The organism is Aquamicrobium terrae (assembly GCF_040545735.1).
Taxonomy (GTDB): Bacteria; Pseudomonadota; Alphaproteobacteria; order Rhizobiales; family Rhizobiaceae; genus Mesorhizobium; species Mesorhizobium terrae_A.
This window is the reverse complement of record NZ_JBEPML010000001.1, coordinates 248,082-264,859: the sequence shown is the minus strand read 5'-3', so window position 1 is coordinate 264,859 and position 16,778 is coordinate 248,082. Positions and strand designations below refer to the sequence as shown.

General features: G+C 64.7%; 20 protein-coding genes and 1 tRNA gene. 9 read left to right on the top strand and 12 right to left on the bottom strand.

Going from position 1 to position 16,778, the window contains the following annotated elements:
* Nucleotide 1: 1 nt before the first annotated feature.
* On the top strand, nt 2-805 hold the full coding sequence (locus tag ABID37_RS01250) for a creatininase family protein (protein ID WP_354192146.1): 804 nt from the start codon (nt 2-4) through the stop codon (nt 803-805).
* A 180-nt stretch (nt 806-985) separates the two neighbouring features.
* Here the strand turns inward: ABID37_RS01250 and ABID37_RS01245 are convergent, their stop codons facing one another.
* Nucleotides 986-1,495, bottom strand: a complete 510-nt coding sequence (locus ABID37_RS01245; RefSeq protein ID WP_354192145.1) for a tyrosine phosphatase family protein — start codon at nt 1,493-1,495, stop codon at nt 986-988.
* Nucleotides 1,492-2,541, bottom strand: a complete 1,050-nt coding sequence (gene cobD / locus ABID37_RS01240; protein ID WP_354192144.1) for a threonine-phosphate decarboxylase CobD — start codon at nt 2,539-2,541, stop codon at nt 1,492-1,494. The genes ABID37_RS01245 and cobD overlap by 4 nt, the downstream gene beginning before the upstream one ends.
* On the opposite strand from cobD, the gene cbiB reads away from it, so the two are divergent.
* On the top strand, nt 2,519-3,487 hold the full coding sequence (gene cbiB / locus ABID37_RS01235) for an adenosylcobinamide-phosphate synthase CbiB (protein ID WP_354192143.1): 969 nt from the start codon (nt 2,519-2,521) through the stop codon (nt 3,485-3,487). The two genes, cobD and cbiB, sit on opposite strands and share 23 nt — an antisense overlap.
* Here the strand turns inward: cbiB and ABID37_RS01230 are convergent.
* Genes ABID37_RS01230 through ABID37_RS01215 form a run of 4 tightly spaced genes read right to left on the bottom strand, consistent with a single transcriptional unit; the run spans nt 3,399 to nt 6,576 of the window.
* Complete coding sequence (locus tag ABID37_RS01230) at nt 3,399-4,235, bottom strand: class I SAM-dependent methyltransferase (protein ID WP_354192141.1); 837 nt, start codon at nt 4,233-4,235, stop codon at nt 3,399-3,401. The two genes, cbiB and ABID37_RS01230, sit on opposite strands and share 89 nt — an antisense overlap.
* On the bottom strand, nt 4,235-4,858 hold the full coding sequence (gene cobO / locus ABID37_RS01225; RefSeq protein WP_354192140.1) for a cob(I)yrinic acid a,c-diamide adenosyltransferase: 624 nt from the start codon (nt 4,856-4,858) through the stop codon (nt 4,235-4,237). Before cobO ends, ABID37_RS01230 begins: the two co-directional genes overlap by 1 nt.
* Nucleotide 4,859: 1 nt before the next feature.
* On the bottom strand, nt 4,860-5,366 hold the full coding sequence (cobU, locus tag ABID37_RS01220) for a bifunctional adenosylcobinamide kinase/adenosylcobinamide-phosphate guanylyltransferase (protein ID WP_354192139.1): 507 nt from the start codon (nt 5,364-5,366) through the stop codon (nt 4,860-4,862).
* Nucleotides 5,367-5,376: 10 nt separating this feature from the next.
* On the bottom strand, nt 5,377-6,576 hold the full coding sequence (locus tag ABID37_RS01215) for an MFS transporter (protein ID WP_354192138.1): 1,200 nt from the start codon (nt 6,574-6,576) through the stop codon (nt 5,377-5,379).
* Between the two features lie 217 nt (nt 6,577-6,793).
* Between ABID37_RS01215 and ABID37_RS01210 the strand changes: the two genes are divergently transcribed.
* The 3 genes from ABID37_RS01210 (at nt 6,794) to ABID37_RS01200 (ending at nt 8,686) form a co-directional block, all read left to right on the top strand.
* Nucleotides 6,794-7,789 (top strand): heparan-alpha-glucosaminide N-acetyltransferase, encoded by a 996-nt coding sequence (locus ABID37_RS01210; RefSeq protein WP_354192137.1) that lies wholly within the window; start codon nt 6,794-6,796, stop codon nt 7,787-7,789.
* A complete protein-coding gene (locus ABID37_RS01205; protein ID WP_354192135.1) occupies nt 7,789-8,262 on the top strand; it encodes a methyltransferase family protein in 474 nt (157 codons plus the stop codon). The genes ABID37_RS01210 and ABID37_RS01205 overlap by 1 nt, the downstream gene beginning before the upstream one ends.
* A 106-nt stretch (nt 8,263-8,368) precedes the next feature.
* Nucleotides 8,369-8,686: a DMT family transporter gene (locus ABID37_RS01200; protein WP_354192134.1), complete on the top strand. Its 318-nt coding sequence runs from the start codon at nt 8,369-8,371 to the stop codon at nt 8,684-8,686.
* 70 nt (nt 8,687-8,756) lie between these two features.
* Here ABID37_RS01200 and ABID37_RS01195 read toward each other — a convergent pair whose 3' ends face one another.
* Together ABID37_RS01195 and mgtE are read right to left on the bottom strand one after the other, a co-directional pair.
* Nucleotides 8,757-9,143: a MerR family transcriptional regulator gene (locus ABID37_RS01195; RefSeq protein WP_354192133.1), complete on the bottom strand. Its 387-nt coding sequence runs from the start codon at nt 9,141-9,143 to the stop codon at nt 8,757-8,759.
* 179 nt (nt 9,144-9,322) lie between these two features.
* The gene (gene mgtE / locus ABID37_RS01190) at nt 9,323-10,741 is read right to left on the bottom strand and encodes a magnesium transporter (RefSeq protein WP_354192132.1); all 1,419 of its coding nucleotides are present in this window, start codon (nt 10,739-10,741) and stop codon (nt 9,323-9,325) included.
* Between the two features lie 492 nt (nt 10,742-11,233).
* Between mgtE and ABID37_RS01185 the strand changes: the two genes are divergently transcribed.
* Together ABID37_RS01185 and ABID37_RS01180 are read left to right on the top strand one after the other, a co-directional pair.
* Nucleotides 11,234-11,404 (top strand): hypothetical protein, encoded by a 171-nt coding sequence (locus tag ABID37_RS01185; RefSeq protein WP_354192131.1) that lies wholly within the window; start codon nt 11,234-11,236, stop codon nt 11,402-11,404.
* An 80-nt stretch (nt 11,405-11,484) separates the two neighbouring features.
* A complete protein-coding gene (locus ABID37_RS01180; RefSeq protein ID WP_354192130.1) occupies nt 11,485-11,760 on the top strand; it encodes a hypothetical protein in 276 nt (91 codons plus the stop codon).
* Between the two features lie 14 nt (nt 11,761-11,774).
* On the opposite strand, the gene ABID37_RS01175 is transcribed toward ABID37_RS01180, so the two are convergent.
* Nucleotides 11,775-12,380 carry a L,D-transpeptidase gene (locus tag ABID37_RS01175; protein WP_354192129.1) on the bottom strand — a complete coding sequence of 202 codons (606 nt, stop codon included), beginning with the start codon at nt 12,378-12,380 and terminating at the stop codon, nt 11,775-11,777.
* Between the two features lie 474 nt (nt 12,381-12,854).
* On the opposite strand from ABID37_RS01175, the gene ABID37_RS01170 reads away from it, so the two are divergent.
* Complete coding sequence (locus ABID37_RS01170) at nt 12,855-13,094, top strand: hypothetical protein (protein WP_354192127.1); 240 nt, start codon at nt 12,855-12,857, stop codon at nt 13,092-13,094.
* A gap of 113 nt (nt 13,095-13,207) precedes the next feature.
* Here the strand turns inward: ABID37_RS01170 and ABID37_RS01165 are convergent.
* Nucleotides 13,208-13,292: transfer RNA gene (locus ABID37_RS01165), tRNA-Leu, on the bottom strand.
* A 187-nt stretch (nt 13,293-13,479) separates the two neighbouring features.
* On the opposite strand from ABID37_RS01165, the gene lipB reads away from it, so the two are divergent.
* Entirely contained in the window at nt 13,480-14,241 is a 762-nt protein-coding gene (gene lipB, locus ABID37_RS01160; protein ID WP_354192126.1) for a lipoyl(octanoyl) transferase LipB, read from the top strand.
* A gap of 588 nt (nt 14,242-14,829) precedes the next feature.
* Here lipB and ABID37_RS01155 read toward each other — a convergent pair.
* Nucleotides 14,830-15,510, bottom strand: a complete 681-nt coding sequence (locus tag ABID37_RS01155) for an ABC transporter ATP-binding protein (RefSeq protein WP_354192125.1) — start codon at nt 15,508-15,510, stop codon at nt 14,830-14,832.
* Entirely contained in the window at nt 15,510-16,736 is a 1,227-nt protein-coding gene (locus ABID37_RS01150) for a lipoprotein-releasing ABC transporter permease subunit (RefSeq protein ID WP_354192446.1), read from the bottom strand. The genes ABID37_RS01155 and ABID37_RS01150 overlap by 1 nt, the downstream gene beginning before the upstream one ends.
* Nucleotides 16,737-16,778 lie beyond the last annotated feature (42 nt).

Genomic DNA, 16,778 nt, shown 5'->3' with positions numbered 1-16,778 from the left:
GATGGTGGCGCAAGGGCGGAAAATCTGGTGGGGGGATTTCAAGGCATCCGATTTCGCCCATATCGACCCGGAGCAGACCATCGCCGTGCTGCCGGTGGCGGCGGTCGAGCAGCACGGGCCACACCTGCCGCTCTCCACCGATACCGACATCATGAACGGCATGCTGTCGACTGTCGCCTCGCTCCTTCCCGATGACCTCGACCTGCGCATCCTCCCGGTTCAGGCGGTCGGGAAATCCGACGAGCATGTCTATGCGCCGGGCACATTATCCTTGCCCGCCGCCAATCTGATCGAGGGATGGAGCGAACTGGGTGCTTCGGTGGCGCGCACCGGCATCCGCAAGTTCATCATCGTCACCACCCATGGTGGCAACGAGGAGGTGATGGGCATCGTCACCCGCAATCTGCGCGTCCGCTTCAACATGATGGCGGTGCGCACGAGCTGGGAGCGCTTCGGGCGGTCCGACACCCTGTTCACCCCTCATGAACTGCGGCGCGGCGTCCATGGCGGCGATGTCGAAACCTCGCTGATGCTGCACTTCCGGCCCGGTCTGGTCGACATGGACAAGGCGCGGAATTTCGCCTCCAGCGCCGACAAGGCCGAGAAGGCATTCGACCTGCTCAACGCGCAAAGCCCGCATGCCTTCGCCTGGATCGCCCGCGACCTCAATCCTGAGGGTGTGGTCGGCAACGCCGCCGCCGCCACGGCCGAAAAGGGCCGCCTCACCGCCGAGCAGCAGGCCAAAGGCTTCGTCACCCTGCTGAACGACCTGCGCAAGGCGAAACTGGCGGACTGGCTGAGCTAGAGCCATTCCGGCTCAGGTGGAATCGCCCCTCATCCCCCTGCCGGGACCTTCTCCCCGCAGGCGGGAGAAGAATGCTGTCCGCAACGTCGATGTCCTCCCTCTCCCCGCCTGGGAGAGGGTAAGGGTGAGGGGCAGCTTCAGAGGCAAGGTGAGGAGCCGTTTCCGTTAAACGCTGAAGGTCTAACCGAACGGGTCGAGCTCGAACGGCTCGCCCTCGAAGGCATCCGCACCGCGCCCGATCCCCTTGATCGCCGCCACCATGCGTCCCTCGCGGCCGAGCAGCGCATCGGCCACGGCGATCAGGCGCGGATTGGGCGTCGCCGACGGCGACAGCCAGCGCAGCATTGCGGCAAGTTCCCCCTCGTCCCGCGCGGGATTGAGGGCGGCGGCGGCGATATAGGCGGCGGCCGTCGAACGGCTGACACCGGCAAAGCAATGGATGACCATCGGCCGGGCGCGATCCCATTCGCAGGCGAAGCCGAGCAGGCGGCGCACATGCTCCTCGCCCGGCATGGTCAGCCCGTCGCGCAACTCGGCAATGTCGTTCATGCGCAGATAAAGATGATCCTGCACCGCAATCGAATCCGGCCGGACCATATCCATGTCGGCAGACAGCAGCGTCACCAGCCGTCCCGCCCCGGTCCGCGAAACGGTCTGCTCCAGCTTCGAAAGCGGGCAGACATGGATCATGGCTCGTTCTTCCATCCGGCCAGCGCCGCCTCCAGCCGCTGCCATTCGTCGTCGCTGCCCGGCAGGCCGGCGCGCAGCACGTTCGGCCGATCCTCGAAATGGCGCAACACTATACCCTGCCGGCCCAGTGCGCGGAACAGCGCGCCGGCTTCCGGGAAATCCATGTGGCGATAGAGCGGCGTGCCGCCCGTCACCTCCACGCCATGGCGCGCGAGCAGCCCGTCGAGCCGCGCCGCTTCTTCCCCGATCCTTTTCCGCATCTCCTGCTGCCAGCGGACATCGGCAAGCGCCTTGATGCCGTATTCCAGCGCCGGGCCGGACACGGCCCACGGCCCGAAGTCGCCGGCAAGCCGTGCAACCGTCGCCCTGTCGGCAAGGGCGAAGCCCAGCCGCAAGCCGGCAAGGCCGAAGAACTTGCCGAACGAGCGCAGCACGGCCAGCCCGCCCTGCTCCACATCGCCGGCAAGGCTCTCCTCGCGCGGACCGGCATCCATGAAGGCCTCGTCCACCACCAGCAGCCCGCCCCTGGCTTTCAGGCGCGTTGCCAGTTCCAGCAGGTCGCGGCGGGAAGCCACGCGGCCGTCAGGGTTGTTCGGGTTGACGACAATGGCAAGGTCGGCATCGCCAAGGGCGCCGAAATCCGAAACCTCCGTCACGTGGTGGCCGGTAATGCGGGCGGCGCGCGCGTGCTCGGCATAGGTGGGGGCCAGCACCATGGCCCTGCCCAGCTTCGCCAGCGCATAGACGCGCGGCAGCAATATCTGCGTGCCCGGCGCGCCCGCCACATTGGCCGGCGACGGTGCGCCATAGGCGGCGGCCGCGATGGCCGCCAGTTCGTCCGCCCGCGCCTGCTCGGGCAGGCGGGTCAAGGCGGTGGCGGGCACGTCGAAAAGCGGATAGGAGTGCGGATTGATCCCGGTTGAGAGATCGACGAACGGTTCCGGTGCCTGCGGAAACAGCGTCCGGGCCCGGCCGAGGCTCCCGCCATGATCGACCGCCGCCAAAACCTCGCCCGGAATATCCATGTCGGTCCTGATCGCCTTCATTTCGCTGGTTGTCGAACGTATCGTCGGATATCCGGATTGGCTTTTTCGCGCCATCGGCCATCCCGTCACCTGGATCGGCAGGCTGATATCCTGTCTCGACCGTATGCTCAACCACGCCTCCCACGCCGACACCACAAGGCGGCTTTGCGGCGTGCTGGCGCTGTTCGTCATCGTCCTGATGCCCGTGGCCATCGCCTTTGCGGTCGAGACGCTGCTCGGCCGCAGCGCTTTCGGCCTCATCGCCACCGCGATACTGGCATCGGCCCTGATTTCGCAGCGCAGCCTCGGCGAGCATGTCGAGGCCGTGGCGAATGCGCTGGAAACCGGGGGTCTTGAAGCCGGCCGCAAGGCGGTGTCGATGATCGTTGGCCGCGATCCCGAACGGCTTGACGAGGCAGGCGTCTCCCGCGCGGCCATCGAAAGCCTTGCCGAGAATTTCTCCGACGGCATCGTGGCCCCTGCCCTGTGGCTCGGCGTGGGAGGGCTGGCCGGAGGTGTCGCCTACAAGGCCGTCAACACCGCCGATTCCATGATCGGCCACCGCACCCCGCGCCATGAAGCCTTCGGCTGGGCCGCGGCGCGCTTCGACGATCTCGTCAACCTGCCCGCCTCGCGGCTGACCGGCCTGTCGCTCGTGGCGGCCGCCTTCCTGATGAAGGAAGGCGATCCCGACGCCAGTTGGCGCGCGATCTGGCGCGATGCGAAGAAGCACCGTTCGCCCAATGCCGGCTGGCCGGAAGCGGCCATGGCCGGCGCGCTCGGGCTGGCCCTTGCCGGCCCGCGCGTCTATGGCGGCGTCACGGTCGAAGACACCTTCATGGGCGAAGGCGGCCGGCGCGAGGCCGAGGCCGCCGACATCAGGCGCGCGCTGAAGCTCTACCGCATAGCCGACACGCTGCTGATCGGCCTGTTCGGGCTGGTTGCGGCAGCGATCTGGCTGAGCTAGGCCGCCGCGCCTCGAAAGTGATGATGCCGGCGCCCTTATGCGGTCTGCCGCCATGCTGGTAATCGCCACAGGCCGTCACCTCGACGAAGCCAGCCGCGCGCAGCGCCAACTCGAATTCCGCCACGCCCCACCAGCGCAGGCCGAACAGGTCGATCTCGCTGTCCACCAGCTTGCCGGCGCGCCAGTGCTCATAGCGCAGGCTGGTCGTGGTGGTCTGCCCCACATAATCCGTGTCGATCCGGTCGGCGGTCAGCGTCAACAGGTCATCGCCTGCCTTCCATGTCCGCACCGAATGCGGTGCATCGAGAAAGCCGTCGATGGCATCGAGGTCGAGGATCAGCCGCCCGCCGGGAGCGAGGTGGTCGTGAAAGCGCTTCAGCACGCCAAATGCCGCTTCATAGTCCGTAACGAGCTGGATGGAACCGAGCGGTACGAGGATGGCCTCGAAGCGCTCGTCATAGGAGAAAGCCTCGAAGCTCTGCCTGCTCAGGCTGGCGGACAAGGAGCGGCTTTCGCAAGCCGCGCGGCAATAGGCCAGCATCTCGTCGGAAGCGTCGAAACCTTTCACGTCCAGCCCTGCCTCCAGCAGCGGCACGAACAGGCGCCCGTTGCCGACAGCCGGTTCGAGCACCGGGCCGCTTACGCCGTTCAGCCGCTCCAGATAGAACTCGACGTCACCAAAAGACCGCCCCACCGGCTTGTCCAGCTCGTAGACCCAGGCGGCCAGCGTCGCATAACGATTTTGCACTAGAACTCTATTCCCTTCTGCGCCTTCACCCCGGCGGCGAAATGATGCTTGGTCGCCCCCATTTCAGTAACAAGATCGGCCGCCTCGACCAGTGCCGGCTTGGCGTTGCGGCCGGTGACCACGACATGCAGGTCTTCACGCCGCGCCTTCAGCGCGGCCACCACCTTGTCGAGGTCGAGATAGTCGTAGCGCAGCGCGATGTTGAGCTCGTCCAGTACGACGAGGCCGATGGCCGGATCGGCCATCAGTTCCAGCGCCCTGGCCCATGCCGCTTGCGCCGCGGCGATATCACGCTTGAGATCCTGCGTTTCCCACGTAAAGCCCTCGCCCATCGTGTGCCAGGAAACCAGATCGCCGAATCGGGCAAGCGCGTCCTGTTCGCCCGAATGCCATGCGCCCTTGATGAACTGCACCACGCCCACCCGCCTGCCATAGCCCAGCATGCGCAGGGCCAGCCCGAAAGCAGCGGTGCTCTTGCCCTTGCCCGGCCCGGTGTTGACGATCAGCAGGCCCTTCTCGACCGTCTTGCCCGCCACCTCGGCATCCTGCACCGCCTTGCGCTTGGCCATCTTGGCGCGGTGGCGTTCGGCTTCCGCCTCGTCGATCGTGCGTTCGTCCGTCATCTCATCTCACCTTCAGCGGCAGCCCGGCTACCATGAAAAGCACGGTGCCGGCTATGGAAGCGACCTTCTGGTTCAGCCGCCCGGCCTCGTCGCGGAAACGGCGGGCCAGCGCATTGTCCGGCACTATGCCCTGCCCCACCTCGTTGGAAACCACGAACCATGGCCCGCGTGGCGACGAAAGCACTGTGGCAAGGCGCACAGCTTCCGCCTCCAGGTCATGCCCGGCGAGCATATGGTTGGTGAGCCACAGCGTCAGGCAGTCGAGCAGCACCGGCTGGCCTTGCGGCTGCGCGGCCAGGGCTCCGGCAAGGTCGAGCGGCGCGTCGACCGTGTGCCAGCCCGCGCCGCGCCGGGCGCGATGCTCGGCGATCCGCTCGCGCATCTCCTCGTCATAGGCTTGCGCCGTCGCGATATAGGTCCATGGTCCCGGCAGCGCCGTGACCATCTCCTCCGCATGCCGGCTCTTGCCGGAGCGCGCGCCGCCAATGATGAATGTCAGGCCGTTCATGGCGGCACTCTTACATCGACTTCGGCACGTAACGCCAGCTTACCACCGCACAACCCACCATCAGCAGGCCGAGCGTGGCGAACACCGAGCCGAGGCCGAAGAAGGCCAGCACGATCGAATAGACCATGGGCGGCGTCAGTTCCGAGAAATCGAGATAGGTGCGGTAGACCGCCGCCATCTGCGAGCGCTCGTAAGGGTGCACGGAGCGCATGAATACGGTGGAGCCCAGCGCATCGATGGCGATGGTGAACAGCGCACCGCACAGAAGCAGCGCGCCGGTGATGAGTGGCGCCGTCGTGCTCACCCAGCCGGCGGCAAACAGGATCACGCCCATGGCGGCGAAGGCGAAGGCAATGGTGGCCCGCGCGCCGAAGCGCTTTCCCGCCCTGCCCCAGTAGATGGCGGTGAACAGCAACGCGTTGCCGGCCGAGATCAGCAGTCCGCCCGCCACCTCGCCCTCGCCAGCAATAACCATGAACAGCGGGCCATAGACGAAGAAGGTCGTCCAGTAGCAGGAGCGGCCGAAGGCGATCAACCATGCCAGCCGCAGCCGCGGCTGGGCGATGAAGCGGCCGATATTGCTGATCGGGTTAAGGGCCCGGCTCCTGCCGGCGGCGATCATCTGGTTGTCGCTCAGCCGGTAATACCAGAACAGCGCCAGCAGGATGAGCGCGAACACCGCCACCGCGCCGTGGGCGGCATAGATGCCGTAGCGGGTGTAGAGCAGGATGCCGAGCGTCGGCCCGCCGGTCCAGGCGAAGGTGGACCATGCCATGCGCAGCGATTCGGAACGGATGAACTCCGTCTTGCGGATATGGTCCATGATGTAGAGGTTGAGCGTGATCGACAGCGCGCTGGCGCCCATCACCCGGCACAGCATGCCGAGCGCCTGGCCGAAAAGCGTGTCGGTGACGAAGAACAGCGAGCCGATGGCCAGCAGGCAGGCCCCGGCGGTGTAGACCCAGCGCCGGGCGAATCGCCTGATCAGCATGGGCATGAACAGCGTCACCGAAAGCCCGAGCAGCGAAACGACCGTATAGAGAACGGAAACCGACTGCTCGCTTTGCAGGATTTCATAAGCCTGGATTGGGATCACGCTCGAGATGGTGGCGCGCGCGAAGGACTCGACCGTATAGAGCGAGGCGAAGGTGCGGGCTCCGGCTGGACGAACCTCCCGCAGCCAGATCGGATGCCGCACATGCGTTGCCATCAAGTCCTCCCGTCGAATCCCACCGCCGGATTCGCCGGGCCGCATTGTGTAGCCTTTGCGGGTGGTTTCAGTAGCGGGAAACCGACCTTCCGGGGCGGAAACGCGAGATAGTCCAAAGACTTTCCCGGACTGGACCAACCCGGTGCGCTTAAATTTGCGCTGCCGCAACCGCCACGGGCATGTTAGAAACCGCAGGCTTACCCCCGCCGGAGTTTCCATGCAGACATCCACGCTCACGGGCAGCATTCCAGCCCCGGCACGCCGTATCGAGGCCATCGACGCAGCGCGCGGCATCGCCCTTCTGGCCATGGTCAGCTACCATTTCACCTGGGATCTGGAATTCTTCGGCTATGTCACGCGCGGCCTGACGGCCTTCGGCGGCTGGAAGATTTATGCCCGCGGCATCGCCTCCAGCTTCCTGTTCCTGGTCGGCGTCAGCCTGATGCTCGCCCATGGCAACGGCATTCGCTGGAACGGATTCGGCAAGCGGCTTGCCATGATCGTCGCGGCGGCACTGGCCATCACGGTCGCCACCTGGTTCGCCACGCCCGGCTCCTTCATCTTTTTCGGCATATTGCACCACATCGCCCTCGCCAGCGTGCTTGGCCTCGCCTTCCTGCGCTTTCCGGTCTGGGCGCTGGGGCTCGCCGCCGTGCTGGTAGCGGCAGCGCCGCAGTTCCTGCGCCTGCCGGCATTCGACCATCCCTCCTTGTGGTGGCTTGGCCTCTCGACGATAAATCCCCGCTCCAACGACTATGTGCCGCTGTTTCCATGGTTCGCGGCGGTTCTGGCCGGCATGGCCGCAGCCAAATTCGCCAAAGCATCCGGCCTGCTCGCGCGCCTTGGCGGACATCTGCCGCAGGCCGCGGCCCGCCCTCTGGTACTGATCGGGCAGCACAGCCTCGCCTTCTACCTCATCCACCAGCCGGTGCTCATCGCCTGCGTGTGGCTGTTCGCACAGGTCTGGCCGGCGCCCGCGCAGAGCCCGCAAGCCGCCTTCGTGCCGGCCTGCGAGGCCTCCTGCCGCGAAGTGCGCGAGCAGGCGTTCTGCACCGCCTACTGCGCCTGCATGCTGGACGCGCTGGACAAGGACGGTGCCCTCGACAAGGTGCTGCGGGGTGAGCAGACTGCCGAGCTAAGCAGCCGTGTCAGCGGGCTCGCTTCCACCTGCACGGTCGAGACCGACATGAGCCTGATGGGGAGAGAGGAATAATGAAAGCAGTTCCCGCGTGGCGCAGGATTCCCTGGCCGCCGCTCATCTATCTTGCGGCCATCGCCGCCAGCGTGGTTCTGGGCCTGCTCGTGCCGCTGCCCCGCATCACCGGGCCGTTCGGCAACGTGCTCTATGCCATCGGCTGGCTCGTCATCATCGCCGTGATCGCCTTGTGGGCAACATCCTTCCGGGCCATGAGACGGGCCGGAACCACGCTCGATCCCTCGGGCGAGCCGAGCCATCTGCTCACCGGCGGTCCCTTCTCCATCACCCGCAACCCGATCTACCTTGCCAACACGCTTCTGCTGTTCGGCGTCGGCTTCATTGCCGGAAACTGGTGGTTCGTCCTGCTGGGCATCGTCGCCGCCATTCTCACCCAGAAGATCGCCATCAAGTTCGAGGAGAAGGTGCTGGCCGAGAAATTCGGCCGCAAATATCGCGACTACACCAAGAAGGTGCGCCGCTGGATCTGACGGCATTTTGCTGGCCGGCCATGCTTGCTTGAAACCGACGGTTGCGGCCCTATCCTTGCGAGAGGCATGGGGCTGCATCTCGTTCCAACAAGCACCGGAGAAAACCATGGCATGGCTCTACCTGATCCTCGCCGGCCTGTTCGAGATCGGCTGGCCGATCGGCCTGAAGCTCGGCTGGACCGGTGCAGGTGCGCAACCGAGATGGATTCTCCTGGCCATCGTCTGCATGACGGTCAGCGGCGCGCTGCTGCTCGTGGCGCAAAGGACGATCCCTATCGGCACCGCCTATGCGGTATGGACCGGCATCGGCGCCATCGGCACATTTCTGGTCGGGGTCTATGCCTTCGGCGACAGCGCCAACCTGTTGCGCTTCCTGGGGGTGGCCCTCATCGCCGGCGGCATCATAACGCTGAAAATCGCCTGAAGCGCGCCGCGATTGCGAAAACCCATCCGGGCGATACGCTTTAGCCGCCGCAGCCTCTACGTAGGGAGCGTCAGGTGTTGACGCCCAGTTCGGCCATGCGCTCCACGCAGGCCTCCTCGGCCTGGTCGAGTTCGGCCAGCGTGTCTTCGAGGTCGCGGCGCTTCTGGCGCAGTTCCTCGCGCTTTTCCTCGATGCGCTTGATCATCAGTTGAAGCTGGCCCACCTCCCCCGGCGGCTCCTTGTACATCTTGATGATCTCGCGGATCTCGTTGATCGAGAAGCCCAGCCGCTTGCCCCGCAATATCTGGCGGATGAGATGACGGTCGGACGGCCGAAACAGCCGCGTCCGTCCGCGCCGGACCGGCTGCACCAGCCCCTCGTCCTCGTAGAAGCGCAGGGTGCGGGTGGAGACGCCGAATTCACGGGTCAGTTCGGTGATGGTGTAATATTCCCGCATCGTCATCCTGCATTGAAAGGCGCCCGTCCGCACCGGATCGTCCGGTCCCGGAGGGACGACCATTCGCGATCCAGATTCTTGTTCGAACACCCTTTTCCGACGCGGAACCGCTGAATCGCTGCGGTCGAGCAAGACCACGAGATTCGCACAGCACTTACGTAAAAGTCAATTAAATCCGTTTAGCCGAAGCCGAACCACAAGGATGCGAGGCCAAGGAAAGCAAAGAAGCCGACCACATCGGTGACTGCGGTGACGAAGACCGCCGAGGCCACCGCGGGATCGACGCCGTAGCGGTCGAGCAGCAGCGGGATCAGGATGCCGGCCACCGCCGCCACGAACATGTTGATGACCATGGCGCTCGCGATGATGCCGCCGAGATAGGGGTCGGAAAACCACGTCGCGGCCACCACCCCGATCAGCAGGGCGAACACGATGCCGTTGATGAAGCCCACGCCCATTTCGCGGCGAATGATGCGCCAGGCATTGTAGATGTCGAGGTCCCTGGTGGCGAGCGCGCGCACCGTCACCGTCATCGTCTGCGAGGCCGCGTTGCCGCCCATGCCGGCCACGATCGGCATCAGCACGGCCAGCGCCACCACCCGCTCGATCGTCTGGTCGAACAGGCCGATGACCGAGGCGGCGAGAAAGGCGGTGAACAGATTGACCAGCAGCCAGGGCACGCGCGAGCGCGAGGCCGCCAAGATGGTGTCGGAAAGCTCCTCGTCGCCGACGCCGCCCATTCGCAGCAGGTCCTCCTCGGCCTCCTGCTGGATGACGTCGACCACGTCGTCGATGGTCAGCACGCCGACCAGCCGCTCGTTCTCGTCGACCACGGCGGCCGACAGAAGGTCGTATTGCTCGAATTCGCGCGCCGCCTCTTCCTGGTCCATGGTGGCCGGGATGGCGTGGCGCGTCTCGTGCATGATGTCCTCGACCTTGACCGCGCGCTTTGTGCGCAGGATCTGGTCGAGATGGACGGCCCCGAGCAGCTTGAAGGTCGGATCGATGACGAAGATCTGGCTGAAGCTGTCGGGAAGGTCCTTGTCCTCGCGCATGTAGTCGATGGTCTGGCCGACGGTCCAGAACGGGGGCACGGCGACGAACTCCGTCTGCATACGACGGCCGGCGCTCTCTTCCGGATAGTCCAGCGAACGCCTCAGCCTGATCCGTTCGGTGAACGGGAGCTGGGCGAGAATCTCGTCCTGGTCCTCCTGGTCGAGGTCTTCGAGAATGTAGACCGCGTCGTCGGAATCGAGTTCCTGCACCGCCTGCGCGATCTGCGCGTTGGGCAGGTTTTCGACGATGTCGAGGCGGATGGCCTCGTCCACCTCGGTCAGCGCCGAGAAGTCGAAGTCCGCGCCCAGCAATTCGACCAGCGAGCGGCGCTGGTCCGGCTGCAAGGCTTCCAGAAGGTCGCCGAGCTCCGATTCGTGAAGGGCGGCGACGTCCTGCTTGAGCGTCAGCGTATCGCGGTCGGCTATCGCCGCACCGATATGAGCAAGAAACGAGGCGAGGATGGCGCCGTCCTCGCCGTAAATGTCGCTGTGCTCCACCTTGGGCGGAGCATCATCGGCAGCTTGTTCGTTCTTACCTTCCAAGACTGCCTCGCGCTGCTTCGATTTGCGGACTGGGTCTCCGTAGCGCAATTCCGGCGGAATTAACAAGAGAGACGAATACGCCGGCACTATCGTCCGCGTGGATGAAGATTTCCGGACAGTCATGACATAGGGCAGTCGCGGCAGAAGGGCAGAGCCACCGCGCGCTTCTATCCGGCAGGCGGTGTGAGCTCCTTCACAGAAGCTGGCGCGGATTCGCGCTATTGTGTTCTCGCGGCTTCTGAGGGGGCCGCGGGCCGGCGCGTCCTCCCGCCCTTAACCGGGTGCGCCGGCCCGTTTTTTTCACGTTGCCAGGTGGCGGGCGGCGGCTAAGATACAGCATGACCGAACCCGGAAGATTGCCAGACGATAAAGCCTCTCGCTCGCGAAAGGGGCGCATGATCGTCTATGTCCTGCTGGCGATAGGCATTGCCGTGTGGCTGGCCATGGGCGATTGATCCGCCGCACCCGCAAACACGCGCGAGGCTCAATTTCTTGATCGACTGGCCGCTGGTACTGATCGCCCTGTTCGGGCTCGGGGTCGCCCTGTTCATCGTCTACTGCATCGGCGTGTTCATCTTCGCGAAGCCGAAAGGCGATCCGGTGGAACCTGTGCAGATAGACACCGTCGACCTGATGATGTTCCACGACACCGACCGGAACTAAACCCCGCAATCGCAAAGCAAGGAACCGGTATCGGCAGCCTTGGCATTTCATTGTATGCTTCCCCAAAGGGAGCGAAGGCCATGAACGTAGCCAACTTGCAACTGGAAGGGCTTTTGATGGCGATTGCCGCCGTCAATCATCTGCTTGTTCAGAAAGGCGTCGTATCCATGCAGGAGATCGACGCCGCCCTTCAAGCCGCGGAAGCCAGCGAAAACAGGTCCGACGAACTGCCGCCGTCCTATCGGGAGGCGATTGCGTTTCCTATCCGGCTGCTGCAACTGGCGAACCAGTGCCAGCCGGAGGCGGAGCTGCCGCCCTTCTCGCAACTGACCAAAATGGTCGGCCAGATGAGATAGGGCTTGCCCCCCGGTCAGGCCTGGATCACGACTACTCGGCTGCCCGGCGTGGCCCTCTCGTAGAGGTCGATCACGTCATGGTTGAGCATGCGGATGCAGCCGCTGGAAACGGCCCTGCCGATCGAATTGGGCTGGTTCGTGCCATGGATGCGGAACATGGTGTCGCGCCCGTTCCGGTAAAGATACAGCGCCCGGGCACCCAACGGGTTGTTCGGCCCGCCAGGCAGGCCACCCGCATACCGCCGATTGCGCGGATCGCGTCGCATCATGTTCGCCGTCGGCGTCCAGCTCGGCCACTGAGCCTTGCGGCCCACCACCGCGTTGCCGCGCAACACCAGACCCTCGCGGCCGACGCCGATGCCGTAGCGGATGGCTCGCCCGTCACCCAGAACATAGTAGAGACGGCGTTCGGGCGTGTTCACCACGATGGTGCCGGCGGGGTGCTCCGTGCCGAATGCGACCTCGGTGCGCCGCAGCTCCGGCCTGATCTGGGAGGCCGGCACCGCCGGAAGCGGAAAGCGCTCATCCGGTATCGCCGCGTAATTGGCATATTCGGAGGTTGCGCAACCTGCCAGAACCAATGGCAGCCCAATGATGAAGCCTCTGCGCGAAATTGGCATGTGCCCGCCCAAATTCAGTTTATGTCTCTGAATTGGTTAGGGCGCTATGGTTAACAAATGATTGCCGCAGGGCGATTTCGCCCCTCGCCCGGTGCAGGGCGATTTCGCCTCTCGCCCGGTAATGTGCCCGGTAACGTGACTGTCGGGGCGCCCAAGCCCCACCCCACCCCGACAGCCCGCCTGACTTCCATCAGGTCGCCGGCACAGCCGACATCTCATCCAATGCATTTCCCGTGCCATGCGGTTCCGTATTGAATTGGAACGAAATGGGCAGGCAATCAGGCAAGCAAGCAGTTGGGCTGGTTCAAAACGGGACTGGCCGGGCTGCCGGATGCTTCAGGAACGATACAGGGTTCCCGCGTCATGACCTGAGCAGCCATCCCTCGTCTAACGGCCTGTCCATGCGTCCCCGGCGACTTGTCGACCCGCGTCAGGTGTGGTTCCTTTTACGCGTGCAACAGAGGGAGGGAACGCATGGCAAGGTCGATTGCACGATGCCCGGTCTGCAAGAAGCCGGCGAAACAGACGGCAACGCCGACGGGAGACCACAACCAGATCGACTGCCCGGATTGCGGTCGCTTCCTGGCGTCGGAATCTTTCAGTCAGGCCGCTTCGGCCCATTCCATATCCGCCAAGCGGCTGGCGCTCGAGCATGCCCGTTTTCGGGCCAGATACGGGGCTTTGCCGGTCATCACGACCTACGACCTGCCGTAAGCGTTGCGCCGCTTGCGACAGGACATGCAGACCTGTGACTCCCACATGCGGCGCAGGATGCGCGCATGACCGAATAAAGGACAGGGAGATGCAATCGACCCCGGAAGGGGGAATGGTGCGGTCGAGAAGACTCGAACTTCCACGGGTTGCCCCACAGCGACCTCAACGCTGCGCGTCTACCAATTCCGCCACGACCGCCCGTGGTAGGAGCCGGACGCATCCGGCACGCGGCGTGTAGCAAATCGCTTACCCCGAAACAAGTGGATGCGTGGGAATAATCGCGCTTTAAATCACAGCCGCGCCGACATACCCGCATCCGCGCCTTCGCGGCTGGACCTTGGGCTTGTTTCTCGCCATATGATTGGATGAAAATCCGGAACAAGCCATGCCTGAACGCAGCCAGACCGCCACGTCGTTTTTCGCCACCCCGGGTTCGGCGCCTGTCGAATGGCGCATCGAGCCGGGCCTTCTCGCCTATCCGGACGCGCTGGCATTCATGGAATCGCGGGCCGAATCGATTCGCAACGGCGAGGCCGGGGAGCTGGTCTGGCTGGTCGAGCATCCGCCCCTCTACACGGCCGGCACCAGCGCCCGCACCGAGGACCTCATCGACCCCGACCGCTTCCCGGTGTTCGCGGCCGGCCGCGGCGGCGAATACACCTATCACGGCCCCGGCCAGCGCGTGGCCTATGTCATGCTCGACCTCAAGCGCCGGCGCGAGGACGTTCGCGCCTTCGTCACAGCGCTCGAGGAATGGATCGTCCGCACGCTGGACACCTTCAACGTGAAGGGCGAACGTCGCGAGGATCGCGTCGGCGTATGGGTGCAGCGGCCGGACCGCCCGCCCCTCTCCAGCGGCTCGATGGCCGAGGACAAGATTGCCGCCATCGGCATTCGCCTGCGCAAATGGGTCAGCTTCCACGGCATCGCCATCAATGTGGAGCCGGACCTGTCGCATTTTGGCGGCATCGTGCCCTGCGGGATTCAGGAATATGGCGTCACCAGCCTGGTCGATCTCGGCCTGCCGGTGACGATGCCGGATCTGGACGTGGCGCTGAAGGCGGCATTCGAGGATGTCTTCGGACCGGCGACCACCACCGGGTCGGCCCGGTCCCTGGAGCCGGCAATCCAAAGACTTGCCGGCTGAGGCCCAACGGCCAGGCAACTACGCCCTGATGGGCCACCCCGGTATCAGCGCTGAAACATGCCCCCGAAAGCGGGCATCACCGGCGGATATCGTCTGATTGCTCCATGTTTCACCAGAAGAACCGGCGTCGGTCAGAGCGCGCCGATCCACATCGCCATCGAAATGAGGAAGGTGCCCATACACACCATCGAGACAACATCCTGAACGAGATCGGTCATGGCTTGCTCCTGTTTTTTATATGTTCTTAATTTGTTCTAATTTTGTTCAAATGTCAATCGACGGATTGCGGCCCTCACCCGAATCGGGCAGCGCCCGGTTTTCAGGGTTAAGGAAAGGTTTTCAGGCGCTGGATAGAAGGCCGTCCGGGGCAGCGGTCAGCCCGGTTTATTTTCACCAGCCAGTTGCCGACACTTGGCGTGGCGCAACTACGCGAAACAGAGGGCTGCCCGATTTTCAGGCGCCCTCGCTCCAGAAATGGAAACATACAGCGGCCTGGCCTGAGCGTCGTGCTCGACCGAACAGGCAATGCCTGCCCCCTGCCAACGACTCAGAAACCACCGCCCGGCACGGCCGGCGGCGGACAAAGCCTCAGAGCGGAACCACCCTGCCCTCGGCCAGCGTCACGCGCCGGTCCATGCGCGAGGCAAGCTCGTGGTTGTGGGTGGCGATCAGCGCCGCCAAGCCCGACTGCCGCACCAGCGCCTCCAGCGCCTGGAAGACATAGGAGGCGGTGACGGGGTCGAGGTTGCCGGTCGGCTCGTCGGCCAGAAGCACCAGCGGCGCATTGGCCACCGCGCGGGCGATTGCCACGCGCTGCTGCTCGCCGCCCGACAGTTCGGACGGCCGGTGCGTGGCGCGCTTGCCGATCTGCATATAGTCGAGCAGTTGCGCGGCCCGTTCGGCCGCCTCGCCGCGCGACAACCCCTTGATGAGCTGCGGCATCATCACGTTCTCCAGCGCGGAGAACTCGGGCAGCAGATGATGGAATTGATAGACGAAGCCGATATCGTTGCGGCGGATCGCGGTGCGATTGTCGTCAGACAGCCGCCCGCAGGCGCGCCCTGCCAGCACCACGTCGCCGCCATCGGGCCGCTCCAGCAGGCCGGCGGTGTGCAGCAGCGTGGACTTGCCGGTTCCGGAAGGCGCCACCAGCGCCACCATCTCGCCCGCATGCAGCGAAAAATCCGCACCGTTGAGGATGGTGAGCCGGCGCTCCGCCTGCTCATAGTGGCGCTCGACGCCCTTCAGTTGCAGAACGGCGCGCACCATCACTCATACCTCAGCGCTTCGACCGGATCGAGCCGCGCGGCCCGCCATGCCGGAAACAGCGTCGCCAGGAACGACAGGACCAGCGCCATCAGGATGACCGAGAAGGTCTCGCTGAAGTCCATCTTGGCTGGAAGCTGGCTCAGGAAATAGAGTTCCGGGTTGAACAGCACCGTGCCGGAAATCCAAGAGAAGAACTGCCTGATGCGCTCCACATTGAGGCAGATGAGAACCCCCAGCACGAAGCCGGCCAGCGTGCCGACCACGCCGATGGCCGCCCCGGTCATCAGGAAGATGCGCAGGATCGCCCCGCGCGTCGCGCCCATGGTGCGCAGGATGGCGATGTCGTGCCCCTTGTCCTTCACCAGCATGACGAGGCCGGAAATGATGTTGAGCGCCGCCACCAGCACGATCAGCGTCAGGATCATGAACATGACGTTGCGCTCCACCTGGAGGGCGGAGAAGAAGGTCTGGTTGCGCTGGCGCCAGTCGCTCATCAGGATCGGCCGCTGCGCCGCCTCCTCCACCCTCGGTTTCAGGGCATCGACGGCGTCAGGATTGTCGACATAGACCTCGATGCTCTGCGCCAGGTTCTCCATGTTGAAATAGAGCTGCGCCTCGCCAAGCGGCATGTAGACGATCGAGCTGTCATATTCCGACATGCCGACCTCGAAGATGGCGGACACGTGGTAGCCCTTCAGCCGCGGCATGGTGCCGAGCGGCGTCACGTCGCCATCGGGGGAAACCAGCGTGATGGTGTCGCCCAGCGCGAGCCCGAGATTGTCCGCCATGCGCGAGCCGATGGCCACGCCTTCCGACGTGTCGAAATCCTCCAGCGAGCCGAAGCGGATGTTGTCGGAGACGATGTTGACCTTGGCGAGGTCCTCGCCCCTGATGCCGCGTACCAGCGCGCCGGTACCGGAACCGATATTGCCTTGTGCCAGCACCTGCCCGTCGATCAGCGGCAAGGCGTATTTCACGCCCGGCACGCCGTTGATGCGGTCTGCCACCTGGGCATAGTCCTCCAGCGGCAGATCGGTGGGCGTGACGATGAGATGGCCGTTGACGCCGAGGATCCGGGTCAGCAATTCGGCCCGGAAGCCGTTCATCACCGCCATGACCACGATCAGCGTCGCCACCCCCAGCATGATGCCGAGGAACGAAATCGAGGCGATGACCGAAATCACCGTCTCCTTGCGGCGCGAACGCAGGTAGCGCCACGCCACCATGCGCTCGAAGCCGGAAAACGGCCCGGCCGCAGCCTTCCGGGT